At 73.4% G+C, this 17,789-nt stretch carries 2 protein-coding genes (both running past the window's edge); both read right to left on the bottom strand.

Going from position 1 to position 17,789, the window contains the following annotated elements; all coding sequences use genetic code 11:
* Nucleotides 1-15,002, bottom strand: partial view of a non-ribosomal peptide synthase/polyketide synthase gene (locus tag ACFYTQ_RS12140; protein WP_387359697.1) — the 5' portion only. 9,988 nt of this gene lie to the left of the window's left edge; the window shows 15,002 of its 24,990 coding nt (coding positions 1-15,002); its start codon is at nt 15,000-15,002; its stop codon lies off the left edge, out of view.
* Nucleotides 15,002-17,789, bottom strand: partial view of a non-ribosomal peptide synthase/polyketide synthase gene (locus tag ACFYTQ_RS12135; RefSeq protein ID WP_387359695.1) — the final stretch only. The gene runs 14,558 nt beyond the window's last position; only the last 2,788 of its 17,346 coding nucleotides appear in the window; its start codon lies beyond the right edge, outside the window; it ends in the stop codon at nt 15,002-15,004. Before ACFYTQ_RS12135 ends, ACFYTQ_RS12140 begins: the two co-directional genes overlap by 1 nt.

Below are 17,789 nucleotides of genomic sequence, written 5' to 3'. Positions count from 1 at the left end.
GGGGCGGCGACGAATGCGACGAGTTCGGCGGCGGGGACCGCGACGATGTCGGGCACGGTGGTGGCGTGTAGGACGCGCTGGTATCCGACGCCGTCGACGTCCGGATAGACCGTGCGCAGGGTGTCGTGGCGGGCGACGACATCGGCGACGGCGGCGCGCAGCGCGGCCCGGTCGAGATCGCCGGTCAGGCGCAGCACGACCGGGACGAGGTGCGCGGTCTCGTCCGGATCGAGGCGGTTGAGGAACCACAGGCGCTGCTGGGCGGGTGCGAGCGGTTCCAGGTCGGCGGGCGGCCGGGCGCTGGGTCCGGGCACGGTCTCGTTGTGCGCCAACGGGATTCGTTCAGCCAGCGCGGCGACGGTCCTCGCCTCGAAGACGATGCGCACGGGCAGATCCGCGCCGAGACGGGCGATGAGCCGGGTGGCGAGCAGGGAGTTGCCGCCGAGCGCGAAGAAGTCGTCGTCGCGGCCCACGCGGTCGAGTCCCAGCAGGTCGGCGACGGTTTCGGCGACGAGACGTTCGAGGGCGGTGGCCGGGGGCCGGTAGGCGCGGGTCTCGGCGGGCGGTTCGGGCAGGGCGCGGCGATCGATCTTGCCGGTGGGGCCGAGCGGGAGGGCGTCGAGGACGACGATCGCGGCCGGGACCATGTACTCGGGCAGCACGGTGGCGAGGTGGTCGCGCAGCGCGGCCGGATCGGCTGCCGCGCCGACCACATGGGCGACGAGCCGATCGCCGGAGACGGTCACGATCGCCTGGGTGACGGCGTCGGTGGCGGTGAGCGCGGCCTCGATCTCGCCGGGTTCGATGCGCAGGCCGCGCAGCTTCAGCTGGAAGTCGGTGCGGCCCAGATACTCCAGCTCCCCCGCGTCGGTCCAGCGCGCGAGATCGCCGGTGCGGTAGAGCCTTTCGGAGTCGCCGAAGGGGTCGGCCACGAACCGTTCGGCGGTCAGCTCGGGGCGGCCGAGGTAGCCGGTGGCCAGCTGGACGCCCGCGAGGTACAACTCGCCCGCCACGCCGACCGGCACCGGCCGTAACCGCGAATCCAGCACGCGCACAGCGGTATTGAAGACCGGCGCGCCGATCGGCACCGAGTCGGTGTCGGCGTCGGTGACCTCGTGGCAGGTGACGTCCACGGCCGCCTCGGTCGGGCCGTACAGGTTGTGCAGGCGACAGCCGGTGGCCGCCCGCAGTCGCCGGGCGGTGTCGGCGGGCAGCGCCTCACCCGAGCAGAACACCTGCCGCAGCGTGGTGTCGGCGTGGGCGTGGCCGGTCTGGAGGAAGGCGGCGAGCATGGCGGGCACGAAATGCAGGGTGGTCACCCGTTCGGCGGCGATGAGCCGGGCCAGGTAGGCCGGATCACGATGGCCGTCGTGGGCCGCCACGACGAGGCGCGCGCCGATCTGCAAGGGCCAGAACAGTTCCCACACCGACACGTCGAAGGTGGCGGGGGTCTTGTGCAGGACGACGTCGGCGGCGGTGAGGCCGTAGGCGGACTGCATCCACACCAGCCGGTTCACGATGGCCGCGTGCGGGACGACCACGCCCTTCGGCCTGCCGGTCGAACCGGAGGTGAAGATGACGTAGGCGGGGTGGGCGGGTCGCAGCGAGGTGCGGCGGTCGGCGTCGGTGACCGGTTCGGCGGAATACCCGGACAGGTCGATATCGAGGTCGGCGAGGATGTGCGCGGGGCGCGCGGTCGCGAGGACGTGCCGGTTGCGCTCCCGCGGGTGGTCGGGGTCGAGCGGCAGATAGGCCGCGCCCGCGGTGATCACCGCGTACACGCCGAGCACCAGGTCCAGGGAGCGGCGCAGCGGCAGGGCGACCACATCGCCCGGCCCCACGCCGAGCGCGATCAGGTGGCGGGCGAGCCGGTGCACGCGCGCGGCGAATCGCGCGTAGGTCAGCGTCTCGCCGTCGAATGTCACCGCGGGGGCGTCCGGGCTGTCGGCGGCGCGGGTGGCGAACATCGAAGCGAGCGTGGGGTTTCCGTCGATCGGGTGGCGGGTGTCGTTCCAGGTGTGCAGCACCCGGACCCGTTCGTCGTCGTCGAGCAGGTCGATATCGCCGATCCGGATCTCGGGGTCGGCCACGGCCGCGCGCAGCACGCGGGTGAAGCGGCGGGCGAAGGCGCGCGCGGTCGGGGCGTCGAACAGGTCGGTGGCGTAGCGCAGCACGGCGTGCAGGGCGTCGCCGTCGGGGGTGGCGTATTCGGCGAGGGCCAGCGACAGGTCGAACTGGGCCGTGGTGTTCGGCATCGGCACGCCGCTCACCGCGAGGCCGGGCAGCCGCAGCACGGTGTCGTCGCGGTGTTCGAAGGTGAGCAGCACCTGCACCAGCGGCGAATAGGCCGGGGAGCGTACCGGATTCAGGTCCTCGACCAGCACGTCGAACGGAATGTCGGCGTGGGCGAAGGCGCGCACGTCGGCGGCGCGCACCGCGGTGAGCAGTTCGGTGAAGGTGGCCGCGAGCGGCACGGCGGTGCGCAGCACGAGGGTGTTGACGAACATGCCGACCAGATCGTCGAGTTCGGCGTGGGCGCGCCCGGCGATGGGGGTGCCGACGGCGATGTCCTCGGTTCCGGCCAGCCGGGCCAGCAGGGCCGCGAAGGCGGCGTGCACGACCATGAACACCGAGGTGCCGTCGCGCCGCGCCGATTCGCCCAGGGCTGTGGTGATCTCGGCGTCCAGATCGAATTCGACGCCCGCGCCGCGCCCGGAGGCCACCGGTGGGCGCGGGCGGTCGGCGGGTAGTTCCAGGACCGGGGGAAGTCCGGCGAGGGTGGTGCGCCAGTGGGCGAGTTGGTCGGCCAGCACGGAGTCCAGCAGGTCGCGTTGCCACAGCGTGAAGTCGGCGTACTGCACCGGCAGCGGCGCCCAGTCGGGGGCGTGGCCCGCGGCGCGGGCGACGTAGGCGGTCATGAGGTCCCGGGCCAGCGGGCCGGTCGACACGCCGTCGGCGGCGATGTGGTGCACGACGACGACCAGGATGTGGTCGTCGCGGTCGACGCGGAGCAGCGCGACCCGGACGGGCGGTTCGACGCGCAGGTCGAATCCGCGCGCGGCGACCTCGGCGGCGGCGTCGGCCGGTGCCGATCCGGCGGGCCGGGCGTGGGGGGCGAGCGGCGGCAGGTCCGCGGTGGCGAGCACCACCTGGTATGGCCCCTCCGCGTCGTCGGGGAAGATCGTGCGCAGCGATTCGTGCCGTTCCAGGATGTCGTGCACGGCCGCCCGCAGCGCGTCCTCGTCGAGGTTGCCGGTCAGGCGCAACGCGAGGGGGATGTTGTAGACCGGGGAGGCGGGGTCGAGCCGGTTCAGCAGCCAGATCCGGGTCTGGGCCGGGGCCAACGGGATTCGCGCGGGGCGGGCGACGGGCACGAGGGCGGGGGCCGGTGCGGACGCGGAGCGCAGCGCGCGGGCGGCGAGTCCGGCGACGGCCGGGGTCTCGAACACCTCGCGCACGCTCAGGTCGGCGCCGAGGGCGGCGTTGGCGCGGGCGATCAGGCGCATGGCGAGTAGCGAGTTGCCGCCGAGCGCGAAGAAGTCGTCGGTCGCGCCGACCGGGGTCGCGCCGCCGAGCAGTTCGGCGACGATCGCGGCGAGCACGGCTTCGGCGCCCTCGGCAGGGGCGCGGAAATCGTCGGCGGCGCGGGTGAATTCGACGGCGGGCAGGGCCTTGCGGTCCAGTTTGCCGACCGCAGTGCGCGGCATCTCGTCGAGCACCACCAGATGCGCGGGAATCATGTAGCCGGGCAACAGGTCCCGCAGCCGCGCGAGCACGCGCGACGCGGTCTCGGCGCCGCTGACGTAGCCGACGAGGCAGTCGGTCCCGGTGCTGTCGGCGGCCACGACGACGGCGGCGTGGGTGACGCCGGGCACGGTGGTGAGGGCGGCCTCGATCTCGCCGAGTTCGATGCGCTGACCGCGCACCTTGACCTGGAAGTCGTTGCGGCCCAGGTACACCAGCTCCCCGGCGCGGTTCCAGCGGGCCAGATCGCCGGTGCGGTACATGCGGCCGCCGTCTCGAACCCCGAAGGGGTCGGCGACGAACCGTTCCGCGGTGAGCGCGCCGCGGCCCTGATAACCGCGGGCCAGTTGATCGCCCGCCAGATACAGCTCACCCGTCACGCCCAACGGCACCGGCCGCAGCCGGGCGTCGAGCACGTAGGCGCGGGTGTTCCAGCAGGGCCGCCCGATGGGGACCTCGAGGCCGCCCGCGTCGCCGTCGCCGAATTCGTGGAAGATCGTGGAGATGGCGGCCTCGGTGGGGCCGTAGGCATTGTGGACGGCCCCACCGACGTAGCGCCGCAGGGCGGTCAGCAGTTCCGGCGGCAGCGCTTCGCCGCCGCAGTGCAGGTGCCGGAACGAGCGCAGCACCTCGCCGCGGCCCTCGGCCACGAGGGCGGCCAGCACCGACGGCACGTGTTCGGCGAAGCTGATCTCGTGGTCGCGGATCAGCCCGGCCAGATAGTCCAGATCCAGGTGTCCGCCGGGCTTGGGAATCACCAGGGTCGCGCCGACCAGGGCGGGCAGGAAGCATTCCCACACCGAGACGTCGAAGGTCAGCGGGGCGCGTTGCATGACGCGGTCGGCGGCGGTGACGTCGTACCGCGCACGCAGCCAGTGCAATTGGTTGACGATGGCGCGGTGGCTGGTGGCGACGCCCTTGGGCGCGCCGGTCGAGCCGGAGGTGAACAGGACGTAGGCGAGGTTGTCGGGGCGCAGCGGGGCGCGCCGATCGGCATCGGTGACGGTCGCGGAATCGCCTGCACCGCAGACACTTTCGTCGATCGTGAGCAGCCGTATCCCGGGAAGCGGCGGAAGCGTCGCGCCCCCGGCCAGCAGGACCAGTTCCGCCTCGGCGGTGCCGAGCACCTGGATGATGCGTTCCACCGGGTGCGCGGGGTCGACGGGCAGGTAGGCGCCGCCCGCCTTCACGACGGCGAACAGGGCCACCAGCATGTCGAGGGAGCGGTGCGCGGCGAGGCCGACAATGGTGTCGGGGCCGACGCCCGCGCGGATCAGGCCGCGCGCCAAGCGGTTCGAGCGGGCATCCAGTTCGGCGTAGGTCAGCGACGCGCCCTCGAACACCGCCGCGACGGCGTGCGGGGTGGCGGCGGCGCGGCGGTCGAGGAGATCGCCCAGGGTTTCGCGCGGCACGGGGTGGGCGGTGGCGTTGGGGCGGGACAGCACCAGCTCGCGCTCGGCGGGGGTGAGCAGGTCGACGTCGCCGACGGGGGTGTGCGGCGCGTGGACCAGGGCCCGCACCATGCGTTCGACGGCGGCGAGGAAGCCGAGGACGGTCGCCTCGTCGAACAGGTCGCGGGCGTACTGGACGTGCACGTCGATGCCGTCCGGCGCGCCGGTGGCGTCGTAGCGGTCGGTGCAGGTCCAGTCCAGATCGAGGGTGGTCGGGGTGACGCCCGGATCGACGGCCTCGAGGGCGAGATCGCCCAGGCGGAACTCCGGCTCGGTCTGGTTCTGGAGGGTGAGCGAGACCTGGTAGAGCGGCGAATGCGCCTGGGAGCGCACCGGATTCAGCGCGTCGACCAGTTGCTCGAAGGGGACGGCGGCGTGGTCGAAGGCGGCGAGGTCGTCGGCGCGCACGCGGTCGAGCAGGCCGAGCAGATCCCCGGCGGGATCGACGCGGGTGCGCAGGACGACGGTGTTGACGAACATGCCGACCAGCTCGTCCAGCGCCGCCGCGCCGCGTCCGGCGACGGGGGTGCCGATCACGATGTCCTCGGAACCGGTGAGCCGGGCCAGCACCGCGGCCAGCGCGGCGTGCAGCACCATGAACGGGGTGGCCCGCCGGGTCGCGGCGAGTTCCGTTATGGCCCGGTGCGTTTCGCGGTCCAGGCGGGCGGTGACGGCTCCGGCGCGGGCGCTGGCCACGGCGGGGCGGGGGCGGTCGGCGGGCAGTTCGACCACGTCCGGGATGCCGTCGAGCCGGTCGATCCAGTAGCGCAGCTGGCGGGCCAGGGGCGAGGCGGGATCGTCGGCGCGGCCCAGGGTTCGCCGCTGCCAGAGGGCGAAATCGGCGTACTGGACGGGCAATTCGGGCCAGTGGGGCGCGGTCCCGGCCGCGCGGGCGGCGTAGGCGGCGGCCAGATCGCGGGCCAGCGGGGCGAAGGACCAACCGTCGGCGGCGATGTGGTGGACGACGAACAGCAGGAGGTGCGCGGCGTCCGGGTCGTCGGTGACGCGCAGTAGCCGGACGCGCAACGGAACCTCGGCGGTGACGTCGAAGGCGGTGGTGGCGAGGTCCTCGACGAGGCGGGCCGCGGTGGCGGCGGTCACATCCTCTGCCGCGAGGTCGACCGCGGGGGCGGGCAGGATCAGCTGGGCCGGTTCGCCGCCGCGGTCGGGGTAGACGGTGCGCAGGGTTTCGTGGCGGGCGATGACATCGGCGACGGCCGCGCGCAGGGCGGGAACGTGCAGGACACCGGTGAGGCGCAGGGCGAAGGGGATGTTGTAGCCGCCCGCCCGGGTGTCGAAGCGGTTGAGGAACCACATGCGCCGCTGGGCGATCGAGAGCGGCGCGTGCTCGCCGCGCTCCTGCGGCTCCAAGGGGATTGGCGCGGTGTGTGTTTCGGCGGCCTCGAGGGCGCGGGCCAGACCCGCCACGGTCGGGTCGTCGAAGACGGCGCGGACGGGCAGTTCAATGTGGGTGGCCGCGGCGAGGCGGGCCATGAGCCGGGTGGCGACGAGGGAATTGCCGCCGAGGGCGAAGAAGTCGTCGTCGGCGCCGACTCGTTCGATGCCGAGGAGGGCCGAGAAGGTCTCGGCCACCAGGATTTCCGCATCCGTCTCCGGTGCGCGGAAGGCGGTGTCGGGGCGGGCGGGGGCCGGGAGCGCGGCGCGGTCCAGTTTGCCGGACGCGGTGACCGGGAGCCGGTCGAGCACCATCCAGTCGACCGGGACCATGTAGGACGGAAGCTGTTGCGCGAGCGTGGCTTTCAAGTCTTCGGGGTGGACCTCGTCCGGACCGGCGGGGACGACGTAGGCGACGAGGCGGTCCTCGCGCACGGTCACCACCGCGTGGGTCACGGTGTCGTGGGCGGTGAGGGCGGCCTCGATCTCGCCGAGTTCGATGCGCAGGCCGCGCAGCTTCACCTGGAAGTCGGTGCGGCCCAGGTACTCCAGGTCACCCGCGCGGGTCCGCTTCACCAGGTCGCCCGTGCGATACATGCGGGAGCCGGTCGCCACGAAGGGGTCGGCGACGAAACGGTCGGCGGTGAGGTCGGGACGGCCGAGGTAACCGCGGGCCAGCTGCGGCCCGGTCAGATACAGCTCACCGGCGACGCCGACGGGCACCGGGTGCAGCCGGGCGTCCAGCACGTGGCAGCCGGTGGCGCGGATCGGGCGGCCGATGGGGACGGTCTCGGTGTCGGCGTCGGTGACCTCGTGCCAGGTGACCTCCACGGCGGCCTCGGTCGGCCCGTAGAGGTTGTGGACGCGGGCCCCGAGCAGCTCCCGCGCGCGGCGCGCGGCGGGGGCGGGCAGCGCTTCCCCGGAGCAGAGCAAGTGCCGCAGCGAAACGCACTGCGCGGCAGCGTCTTCGGCGAGGAACGCGGTGAGCATGGACGGCACGAAATGCGCGACCGTGATGGCCTCCCGGCGGATCACCTCGGCCAGATACCCCGGATCGCGGTGCCCGTCGGGACGCGCCAGCACCAGCCGGGCCCCGGCCTGCAAGGGCCAGAAGAACTCGGGGACCGACACATCGAAGGTCGCGGGCGTCTTCTGGAGGACGGCGTCGGCGCCGTCCAGGGTGACGCACTCCTCCTGCATCCAGCGCAGCCGGTTCACGATCGCGCGATGGGTGACCGCGACGCCCTTGGGGCGGCCGGTCGATCCGGAGGTGAACAGGACGTAGGCGAGGCTGTCCGGTCGCGGATCACGATGCGGCAGCGGCGTTTCCGGATAGCCCGACAGATCCGGCACGTCGTCGGCCGACAGCACGCACACCGGCCGCGCGACCGCGAGGATGTGCGCGATCCGCTCGGCCGGATGCTCGGGATCGAGCGGCAGATACGCCCCGCCCGCCGCCACCACCGCGTACATCCCCACCACCAGATCGATCGAGCGCGGGAATCGCAGCGCCACCACCGAATCCGGCCCCACGCCCCGCTCGACCAGATGATGCGCGAGTCGATGCACCCGGGCCGCGAACTCGGCGTACGACAGCGTGACGTCCTCGAACGAGACGGCGGGCCGCGACGGCGTCCGCGTCACCTGCGCCTCGAACAACGACACCAGCGTCTCCGCCGACGCCTCGACGTGCCGGACGGGTGCGAGCCGGGCGCGGTCGTCCGCGCTCAGCAGATCGATATCGCCCACGGGCACACCGGGATCGGCGGCGACGGCGCGGAGGACGCGGGTGAGGCGGTCGGCCAGCGCGGCGGCGGTGGCCGGGTCGAACAGGTCGGTCGCGAAGCGGAGGCTCCCGGCGATGCCGTTCCCGGCGCGCAGGATCAGGTGCAGGTCGGCCTTGGCGGTGGGGTCGGGCAGGTCGAGCGGGGTGAGGGTGAGGTCGGTCGTCCCGAGCGCGGGCAGGGCGGTGTCCTCGGACTCGAAGACGCTGAACATGACCTGGAACAGCGGGTGGGCGCCGGTGGTGCGGTCCACGGCCAACTCGTCCACCAGGCGTTCGAAGGGGAGTTCGGCGTGGGCGAGGGCGTCGAGATCGGTGTCACGCACCCGGTTCAGCAGATCGGCGAACGAGTCGTGGCCCGCGACCGGGGTGCGGAGGACGAGCGTGTTGACGAACATGCCGACCAGATCCCGGGTTTCGCGCTCGCCGCGACCAGCGACGGGGGTGCCCACCGCGATATCCGTGGTGGCGCAGGTGCGGGCCAGGACGACCGCGAAGGCGGCGTGCAGCACCATGAACAGGGTGGCGCCGTGCCGAACGCCCAGATCGCGCAGCCGGGCCTCGAGGTCGGCATCGAGCGGGAAGTCCACGGCCGCGGCCGCGCCGGTCGGCCGGGCGGGGCGAGGACGGTCGGTGGGCAGGGGGAGTTGGGCAGGCAGGTCCGCGAGGGCGTCTCGCCAATAGCGCAGTTGTTCGCGCGCCCAGGGGCTCGGCGCGGTGTCGGGGCCGAGCAGGTCGTGCTGCCACAAGCTGTAATCGGCGTACTGCACGGGCAGTGCGTCCCAGCCGGGTTCGGTGTCGGCGCGGCGATCGCGGTAGGCGCGCAACAGGTCCGCGGCGAAGGGGGCCGCCGACAGGGCGTCCGCGGCGATGTGGTGCAGGACCACGATCAGAACGTGGTCGGTGGCGGTGATCCGGAACAGGGCGACGGCGACCGGCGCGGCGCGGGTGACGTCGAAGGTGCGACCGGCCACGGCCGCGAGCGCGGCGGGCAGTTCGGCTTCGGTGACCGGCATCGGGGTCAGCTCGAGGGCGATCTCGCCGGGGGCGGCGATGTGCTGGTACGGGCCGTCCCCGTCGTCCGGGTAGTGGGTGCGCAGAACCTCTTGGCGCGCAATGACATCCCGCAGGGCCTGTTCGAGGGCGGCCACCCGCAGCGGCCCGGTGAGGCGGAACGCGACCGGCAGGTTGTAGGCGGGGGCGGCTCCCTCCTGGACCTCGACCCGGTTGAGGAACCACAGCCGCCGTTGCGCCGGGGAGAGCGGAATCCGTTGGGGCCGTGGCTGTGTCGTGAGCGGCGGCCGGGGGGTGTCCGCGCCGCGGGCGTCCAGGGCGTGGGCGAGGGCCGCCACCGTGGGGGCGTCGAACAGGAGCCGCACCGGGATCCGGGTGCCGAGTTCGGCGCCGAGCCGCGCGGTGACCTGGGTGGCGGCCAGGGAGCCGCCGCCCAGGGCGAAGAAGTCGTCGTCCGCGCCGACGCGTTCGGCCCGCACCACCTCCGCGAACACGCGCGCCACCAGCCGTTCGGTGGGGGTCGCGGGGTCACGGAAGGCGTTGGCGCGCAATACCGGTACCGGCAGTGCGGCGCGATCGAGTTTACCGCTGGTGTTGAGCGGGAACGCGTCGAGTTCCAGCACGGCCGTGGGCACGAGCGCGGACGGCAGCAGCGCCGCCAGATCCGCGCGCAGCCGCTCGGTGTCGAGTTCGGTTCCGGGACAGCGGATGACGTAGGCGACGAGGTGATCGCCGTCGACGAGCCGGACCACGGCCTGGCTCACCGCGGGCGAGCGCAGCAGCGCGGATTCGATCTCCGCCGGTTCCAGCCGCTGCCCGCGGAACTTGATCTGGAAATCGGTGCGGCCCAGGTACTCCAGCTCGCCTTCGGAGGTCCAGCGCACCAGATCGCCGGTGCGGTACAGGCGCGCGCCGGTCTCGCCAGCGGCGCTCTTGTGATTGCCAGCGGCGCTCCTATAGACCCCGAAGGGGTCGGCCACGAAACGCTGTGCCGTGAGGTCCGCGCGGCCGTGATAACCCCGGGCCAGCTGCACGCCCGCCAGATACAGTTCGCCGGGCACCCCGATCGGAACCGGATGCAGGCGCGCGTCCAACACGTAGACGCGCGAATTCCATTCCGGCTCACCGATCGGCACGCCGCGCGTATCGGCGTCGGTGGCCTCGTGCGCGGTGATGGACACCGCCGCCTCGGTCGGACCGTACAGATTGTGCAGTCCGGCGTCGCTCGCCGCCCGGAAGGCCGCGACGACCTCCGGCGGCAGGGCCTCGCCGATGACGAACACGTCGCGCAGCGAGGCGATGTCGTCGCGGCGGACATGCGCGGCGAACACCGCCAGCATGGACGGCACGAAATCGGTGAGCGTGACGCGGTGGCGCGCAATGGTTTCCGCGAGATAGGCCACGTCCCGGTGACCCTCGGGATCGGCGAGGACCACGGTCGCGCCGACGCGATGCGGCAGGAAGTATCCCCACAGCGACACGTCGAAGGTGGTCGCGGTCTTCTGGAGGTAGACGTCGTCCGCGCGCACGTCGTACCACTCCCGCATCCAGGCCAGCTGATTGGCGATGGCGCGATGCGGCACGGCCACCCCCTTGGGGGCGCCGGTCGAACCGGAGGTGAAGATGACGTAGGCCGGATGGTCGGGGTGCAGGGCGGCGCGGCGGTCCCGGTCCTCGATGCGCGCGCCGGACCGGTCCGACAGGTCGAGTTCGTCGAGGCGGTGCGTGGGCCCCGCGTGCGGCAGGTCGACGGTCACTGCCGAGGTGGTGAGCACGGTGTGCGGGCGCGCGACCGCGAGGACGTGCGCGATGCGCTCGGCCGGGTGCGCGGGATCGACCGGCACATAGGTCGCGCCCGCCCGCAGCACCGCGTACATGGCGACCATCAGATCGATCGACCGCGGCAGGGCCAGCACCACGAGCGTCTCGGGGCCCACCCCGGTCTCGATGAGCAGGCGGGCCAGCCGGTTGGCCCGTTCGGACAGGTCGGCGTAGGTCAGTTCGGTGTCGCCGTACACGAGCGCCCGCGCGGCGGGGGTGCGGCGTACCTGGGCGTCGAAGCCCTCGTGCAGGAAGCGGTCGGGCACCCGGCGGCCGCTGGCGTTCCAGGTGCCGGTGACGTAGTCGAGTTCGCCCGGGTCGAGCAGTTCCAGATCGCCCACCGGGCGGTCGGGGTCGGCGAGGGCCGCGGTGAGCAGGCGCAGGAACTTCGCCGTGAACTCGTCCACGGTCGCGGGATCGAAAAGGTCGGTGGCGTAGGTGAATTCGGCGCGATACCCGGTCGCGGCGGGCGAAACGGTCAGTTGCAGATCGAATTTGGCGAAACCGGGATCGAAGTCGACCGGTTCGGCCTCGGCCCCGGGGAACGCGGCCGCCGGAAGGCCGAGGTCCTGCATGAACAACGCCAGCTGGAACAGCGGATGCCGGGCCCGGGAACGCGCGGGATCGAGCACCTCCACCAGGCGTTCGAAGGGGATGTCGCGGTGGGCGAACGCGCGCAGGTCGGTCTCGCGGACGGCGGCCACGAGGTCGGCGAAACCGCGCTCGCCCCGAATCTCGGTGCGCAACACGACCGTATTGACGAACATGCCCACGAGGTCGTCGAGTCCGCGTTCGCCGCGCCCGGCGACCGGCGTGCCGATGGCGATATCGCCGGTGCCGGACAGGCGGGCGGCGAGCACCGCGAGCGCGGTGTGCAGCACCATGAACGGCGTCGCCCGCAGGCGCGCGGCGAGCCGCTCGACCGCCGCGCGCGTCGCGGTGTCGATACCGAATTCGGTGGTCGCGCCGCGATAGCTCGACACCGCGGGCCGGGGACGGTCGGCGGGCAGATCGAGCTGGGCGGGCAGCTCGGCCAATTCCATTGTCCAGAAGGCGATCTGGCGGGCCGCCTCCGAACGGGGATCGCTCTCCGCGCCGAGCACGCGGCGCTGCCACAGCGCGTAGTCGGCGTACTGCACGGGGAGCGGCGTCCACTCCGGCGCGCGCCCGGACCGGCGGGCCGCGTAGGCGGCGCCGAGATCGCGCAGCAGCGGGCCCAGCGAGACGCCGTCGGCGGCGATGTGGTGCACGACCAGGACCACCGTGTGGTCGTCTATTCCGGTGCGCAGCAGCCGGATTCGGACCGGCACCTCGCGGGTGACGTCGAAGTCCGTCGTGGCGACGGCGCTGACGACCTCGGCGAGTTCGTGCTCCGGCACGTCGATCGGGTCGAGTTCGACCGCTCCGGCAGCGGTGATCAGCTGCGCCGGGCCGTCGGGCGTCTCCGGGTAGACCGTGCGCAGCACCTCGTGCCGGGCGAGCACATCGGCGACGGCGGCCGCCAGCGCGGGAACGTCCAGCGCGCCGCGCAGCCGCAGCGCGACGGGGATGTTGTCGACCGCGGCCGCGCCGGAACCGGATTCGTCGTGCGCGAGGCGGTTGAGGAACCACATGCGCCGTTGCGCCGGGGACAGCGGGATCCGGTCGGGGCGCGGTCCGGCGACCAGCGGCGGGCGGGCCGGGGTGGCAGCGGACCGGGCGGCCAGCCCGGCGGGGGTGGGCCGGTCGAAGAAGTCGCGCACATCGAGATCGACGCCGAGCGCCGCGCCGATGCGGGCGATGGCCCGGGTGGCGATGAGGGAGTTGCCGCCGAGGGCGAAGAAGTCGTCGTCGGCGCCCACCCGGTCGACGGCCAGCAGGTCGGCGAAGATCTCCGCGACCGCGCGTTCCGCGTCCGTGCCGGGTTCACGGAATTCGGTTGTCCCGGTATCGATCTCGGGGTCGGGCAGGGCGCGGCGATCCAGTTTCCCACTCGGGTTCACCGGCATGGCGTCCAGTTCGACCAGCACCGCCGGCACCATGTAGTCGGGCAGTCGCGTCCGCGCGTCGGCGAGCACGGCGGCCCGATCGACGGTCTCGCCCGCGGCGGCGACCACGTACCCGATGAGCCGATCGCCCGCGGTTCCGGGACGCAGCACCACCGCGGCCTGCGAGACCGTGTGCTGCCGCAGCAGCGCGGCCTCGACATCGCCGAGTTCGATGCGCAGGCCGCGCAGTTTGACCTGGAAGTCGATGCGGCCCAGGTACTCCAGTTCGCCCGGTCCGCCGTCGCGGGCCGGGCGGCGGCGCACGAGGTCGCCGGTGCGGTACATGCGGTCGCCGGGCGCGCCGTCCGGGGCGGCGACGAAACGCTCCGCGGTCAGGGCGGGACGGGCGGTGTAGCCGCGCGCCAGCTGCACCCCGGCCAGATACAGCTCCCCCACCACGCCGGGCGGCACCGGCCGCAGGGCGTCGTCGAGGATCAGCAGCTCGACGTCGTCGGCGGCCGCGCCGATCGGCACGCTCAGCCGATCCTCGCCGGTCACCTCGTGGCCGGTGACGTCCACCGCCGCCTCGGTCGGCCCGTACAGGTTGTGCAGGGTGGCGCCGCTGATCTCGCGGAAGGCGGCGGCCGTTTCGGCGGGCAGCGCCTCACCGGAGGCGAAGACGGTACGCAGCGAGTCGAGTCCGGCCGACCGGTCGCGGGCCGCGTCGGCGAATACGGCCAGCATGGACGGCACGAAATGGGCGACGGTGACGCGTTTCTCGGTGATCACGCGGATCAGATAGGCCGGGTCGCGGTGCCCGTCGGGTTCGGCGACGACGAGGCGGGCGCCGATCTGCAAGGGCCAGAACAACTCCCACACCGACACGTCGAAGGTGGCCGGGGTCTTCTGTACCACCACATCGGTGGGCAGCAGCGGATAGCGGCGCTGCCGCCAGCGCAGGTTCGCCACGATCGAACGATGCGACACCGCAACGCCTTTGGGGCGGCCGGTGGAGCCGGAGGTGAAGATGACGTAGGCGAGATTGTCCGGCAGCGAGGTCGGCAGCGGTGCGTCGCCGCCGCTCTCGCCCCCGGCCGCGTCGACGCGCAGCACCGGGGTGCCGGGCGGTAGGGCCGGTTCATCCGCGGCGGTCAGCACGACGACGGGCGCGGCCACCTCGAGGACGTGGGCGAGGCGTTCGGCCGGGTGATCCGGATCGAGGGGCACGTACGCGCCGCCCGACTTGTGCACGGCGTGCAGCGCGATCGGCAGCTCGAGCGAGCGCCGCAGCGCGATGCCGACCAGCGCGTCCGGGCCGACGCCGAGATCGACCAGGCGATGCGCGAGAGCCGTTGCGCGCGCGTCCACTTCGGCGTAGGTGAGGGTGTCGCCCCGGAATTCGAGGGCGACGGCGTCGGGGGTGCGGCGCACCTGCTCGGCGAACAGCGTGGCGAGGGTGTCGGGCGGGGCGAGGTTGGGCTCGAGCACGTCGGCGGCCGCGTCGAGGGCGTCGGTGAGCAGGTCGTCGAGCGCGGCGGCCAGCGCGCCCTCGGCCGCGTCCAGCAGGCCGGGCAGGCGGGTGGAGACGGCCATCGAGACGAGCGCGTCGGGACCGAGCGCGCCGCCCAGCGCCGCGCCGAGCGCGGCCAGTTCGGCGGCGAGCTCACCGTAGGCGAGGGCGTGGCCGTCGTGCCGCAGCGCGACGCGGCCGGGGTCGAGTCCGGCGACGGTGGCGACGAGGTCCGGCAGGTCGGCGAGTCCGTAGGCGTCGCGCGGCGGCCGGGGACGGCTGGGCCGGAGGGAGGCGATGTACTCGGCGTGCGACATCAGAGAGTTCCTTCCGAGCGGATCGGTCCCCGCGCGTGGTCGCGCAGGGAACGCAGGATTCGGGTGAGGCCGTCGGCCCCCACGGCGGCGGGCAGGCCGGGGACCAGTCGCGCGAGGGCGACGTGCAGGACGGCCTCGGCGGTGGCGGCGGCGCCCAGCGCGCGGCGGACGGCGGTGAGGGTGGTGTGCAGTTCGGCGAAGGTGATCTCGCGCCCGTCGTGCCGCACGGCCACCGCGGCCGGCGGGGCGGCGGCGATCACGTCGGGGAGGTCGTCGAGCCGGTCCGGGTCGGGGGGTGCGCCGCGTTCGGCGGCGGTGCGAATGTCGATGGCGCGCACGGGAATCGACGGGTTCGCGGCAACCTCGGCGAGCACGCGCAGCAGGCGTTCGGCGTGCCGCGCGACGGTGTCGTGGTCGAAGATGTCGGTGGCGTAGTCGAATCGCAGGCCCAGGCCCGCGTCGTCCCGGTCGACCACGGTCAGGTGCAGATCGTATTTCGCCTCCCCCACCCCGAGGTCGAGGGCCTCGACGGTCAGGCCGGGCAGTTCGAGCTCGACCCGCGGCAGGTTCTGGAAGGTGAACAGCACCTGGAACAGCGGGGTGTGGGAACTCGCGCGGCGGCGGCCGGTGGCCTCGACCACGCGCTCGAAGGGCACCTCGGTGTGGTGCAGCGCGGCCAGATTCCCGGCGCCGGTGTGCCGCACCAGTTCCGCGAAGCTCGCGCGCGGATCGATCTCGGTGCGCAGCGCGACCGTGTTGACGAACATGCCGATCATGCCGTCGAGTTCGCGCCGTCCCCGGCCCGCGACCGGGGCGCCGATGGTGAGGTCGCGGGCTCCGGACAGCTTGGCCAGCAGCACCGCGAAGGCGCTGTGCAGCACGGTGAACAGGGTGGTGCCGTGGTCGCGGGCCAGCTCGCCCAGCGCGGCGGCGGTGGCCGCGTCGAGCTCCGATTCGACGGTGGCGCAGCGGGTGTCGCGGCGGGCCGGACGGGGGCGGTCGGTGGGCAGGTCCAGCACGTCGGGCGCGTCGGCGAGCCGCCGGGTCCAGTAGTCGAGCTGGCGGCCCGCGCGGCTGTCGGGGTCGGTGTCGGAGCCGAGGAGTTCGTGCTGCCACCGGCTGTAGTCGGCGTACTGGACCGCGAGCGGCGGCCAGCCGGGGGCGCGGCCCGCGCGGCGGCTGGTGTAGGCGGTCATGAGGTCCTGGGCGAGGGGCAGCATGGAGTAGCCGTCGGCGCTGATGTGATGCACGACCACCACCACGATGTGCTCGGTGGGGCCGAGGCGCAGCAGCGTCGTCCGGATCGGCGGGGCGGCGGTGACGTCGAAACCACGGGAGACGAATTCGGCTATGTGCGTCGCGGTTTCGTCGGGGTTGATCGGTCGCGGGGTGAGGTCGAGGTCGACCTCGGCGGCCGGGCACACCTGTTGCACCGGTTCGTCGTGGAGTTCGGGATAGCGGGTGCGCAGGATCTCGTGCCGGTCGAGCAGGTCGGCGGCGGCGGCCGCGAGGGCGTCGACATCGAGGTCGCCGCGCAGCCGCAGGGCGATCGGGACGTGGTAGGCGGCCGAATCCGGGGTCAGCCGGTTGAGCACCCACATGCGCCGCTGGGCCGGGGACAGCGGCGCGGGCTCGGCGCCGGGGCGGCGGACGAGGGCCGGTTCGGCGGCGGTTTCGGCCGAATCGACCAGGGCGGCAAGGCTTTCCACGGTGGGTGCCGCGAACACCGCCGACACCGGGACGCCGACGCTTAGGTCGGCGGCCAGCCGCGCCGCGAGCCGGGTGGCGAGCAGCGAATTGCCGCCCAAGGCGAAGAAGTCGTCGTCGCGGCCCGCGGCGGCGACACCGGTCAGCTCGGCGAAGGCCGCGGCGATCCGGTTCTCGGTCGCGCCGACCGGGGCGCGGAAGACGGCCTCGGTGAACACCGGGCGGGGCAGCCGGGCGCGGTCGATCTTGCCATTGGCGTTGAGCGGCAGCGTCTTCAGCACCACGACGGCCGCGGGGACCATATAGCGGGGCAGTTCCCGCAGCAGCGCCGCGCGTAGTCGTTCGCCGGTCGAATCGCCCTGCGGCACAGCGGCATAGGCGATGAGCCGCGTTCCGGCGTCGGGGTTCGCATGGGCCACCGCGACGGCGGCGGTCACGCCGGGGCGGCGCAGCAGGGCGGTCTCGATCTCGCCGAGTTCGATGCGGAACCCGCCGACCTTGACCTGGAAGTCGGCGCGGTCCAGGTATTCGAGGCCGCCGTCCGCGCGGCGGCGCACGATATCGCCCGTGCGGTACACGCGCGTCCCGTCACCGGAGGGATCGGCCACGAAGCGGGCGGCGGTGAGCGCGGCGCGGCCCTGGTAGCCGCGCGCGAGTTGCGCGCCCGACAGGTACAACTCGCCCGGCACCCCGATCGGGACCGGCCGCAGCCGGTGGTCGAGGACGTGGGCGCGGCTGTTCCACACCGGTGTGCCGATGGGGACGGTGTGCTCGTGGTCGGCGGTCACCTCGAAAGCGGTGACGGAGACGGCGGTTTCGGTGGGTCCGTACAGGTTGTACAGCCGGGCGTCGCCGCGGCGGCGGACCTCGGCGGCCAGCGACGGCGGCAGCGCCTCGCCGATGGCGAGCACCGTGCGGAGCGTGGCGGGCAGCGGGGCGTCGGTCGCGGTCAGCAGGCCGAGCAGCGAGGGCACCGCGTGCAGAACGGTCACGCCGTGGCGAATCATCGCCTCCCGCAACCGGTCCGGATCGCGTTCGTCCCCGGGGGCGGTCACCACGATCCGGCCGCCGCTGGTGAGG

Source organism: Nocardia sp. NPDC004068, from assembly GCF_042874315.1.
Classification (GTDB): domain Bacteria; phylum Actinomycetota; class Actinomycetes; order Mycobacteriales; family Mycobacteriaceae; genus Nocardia.
This window is presented reverse-complemented; position numbering and strand designations above follow the sequence as displayed.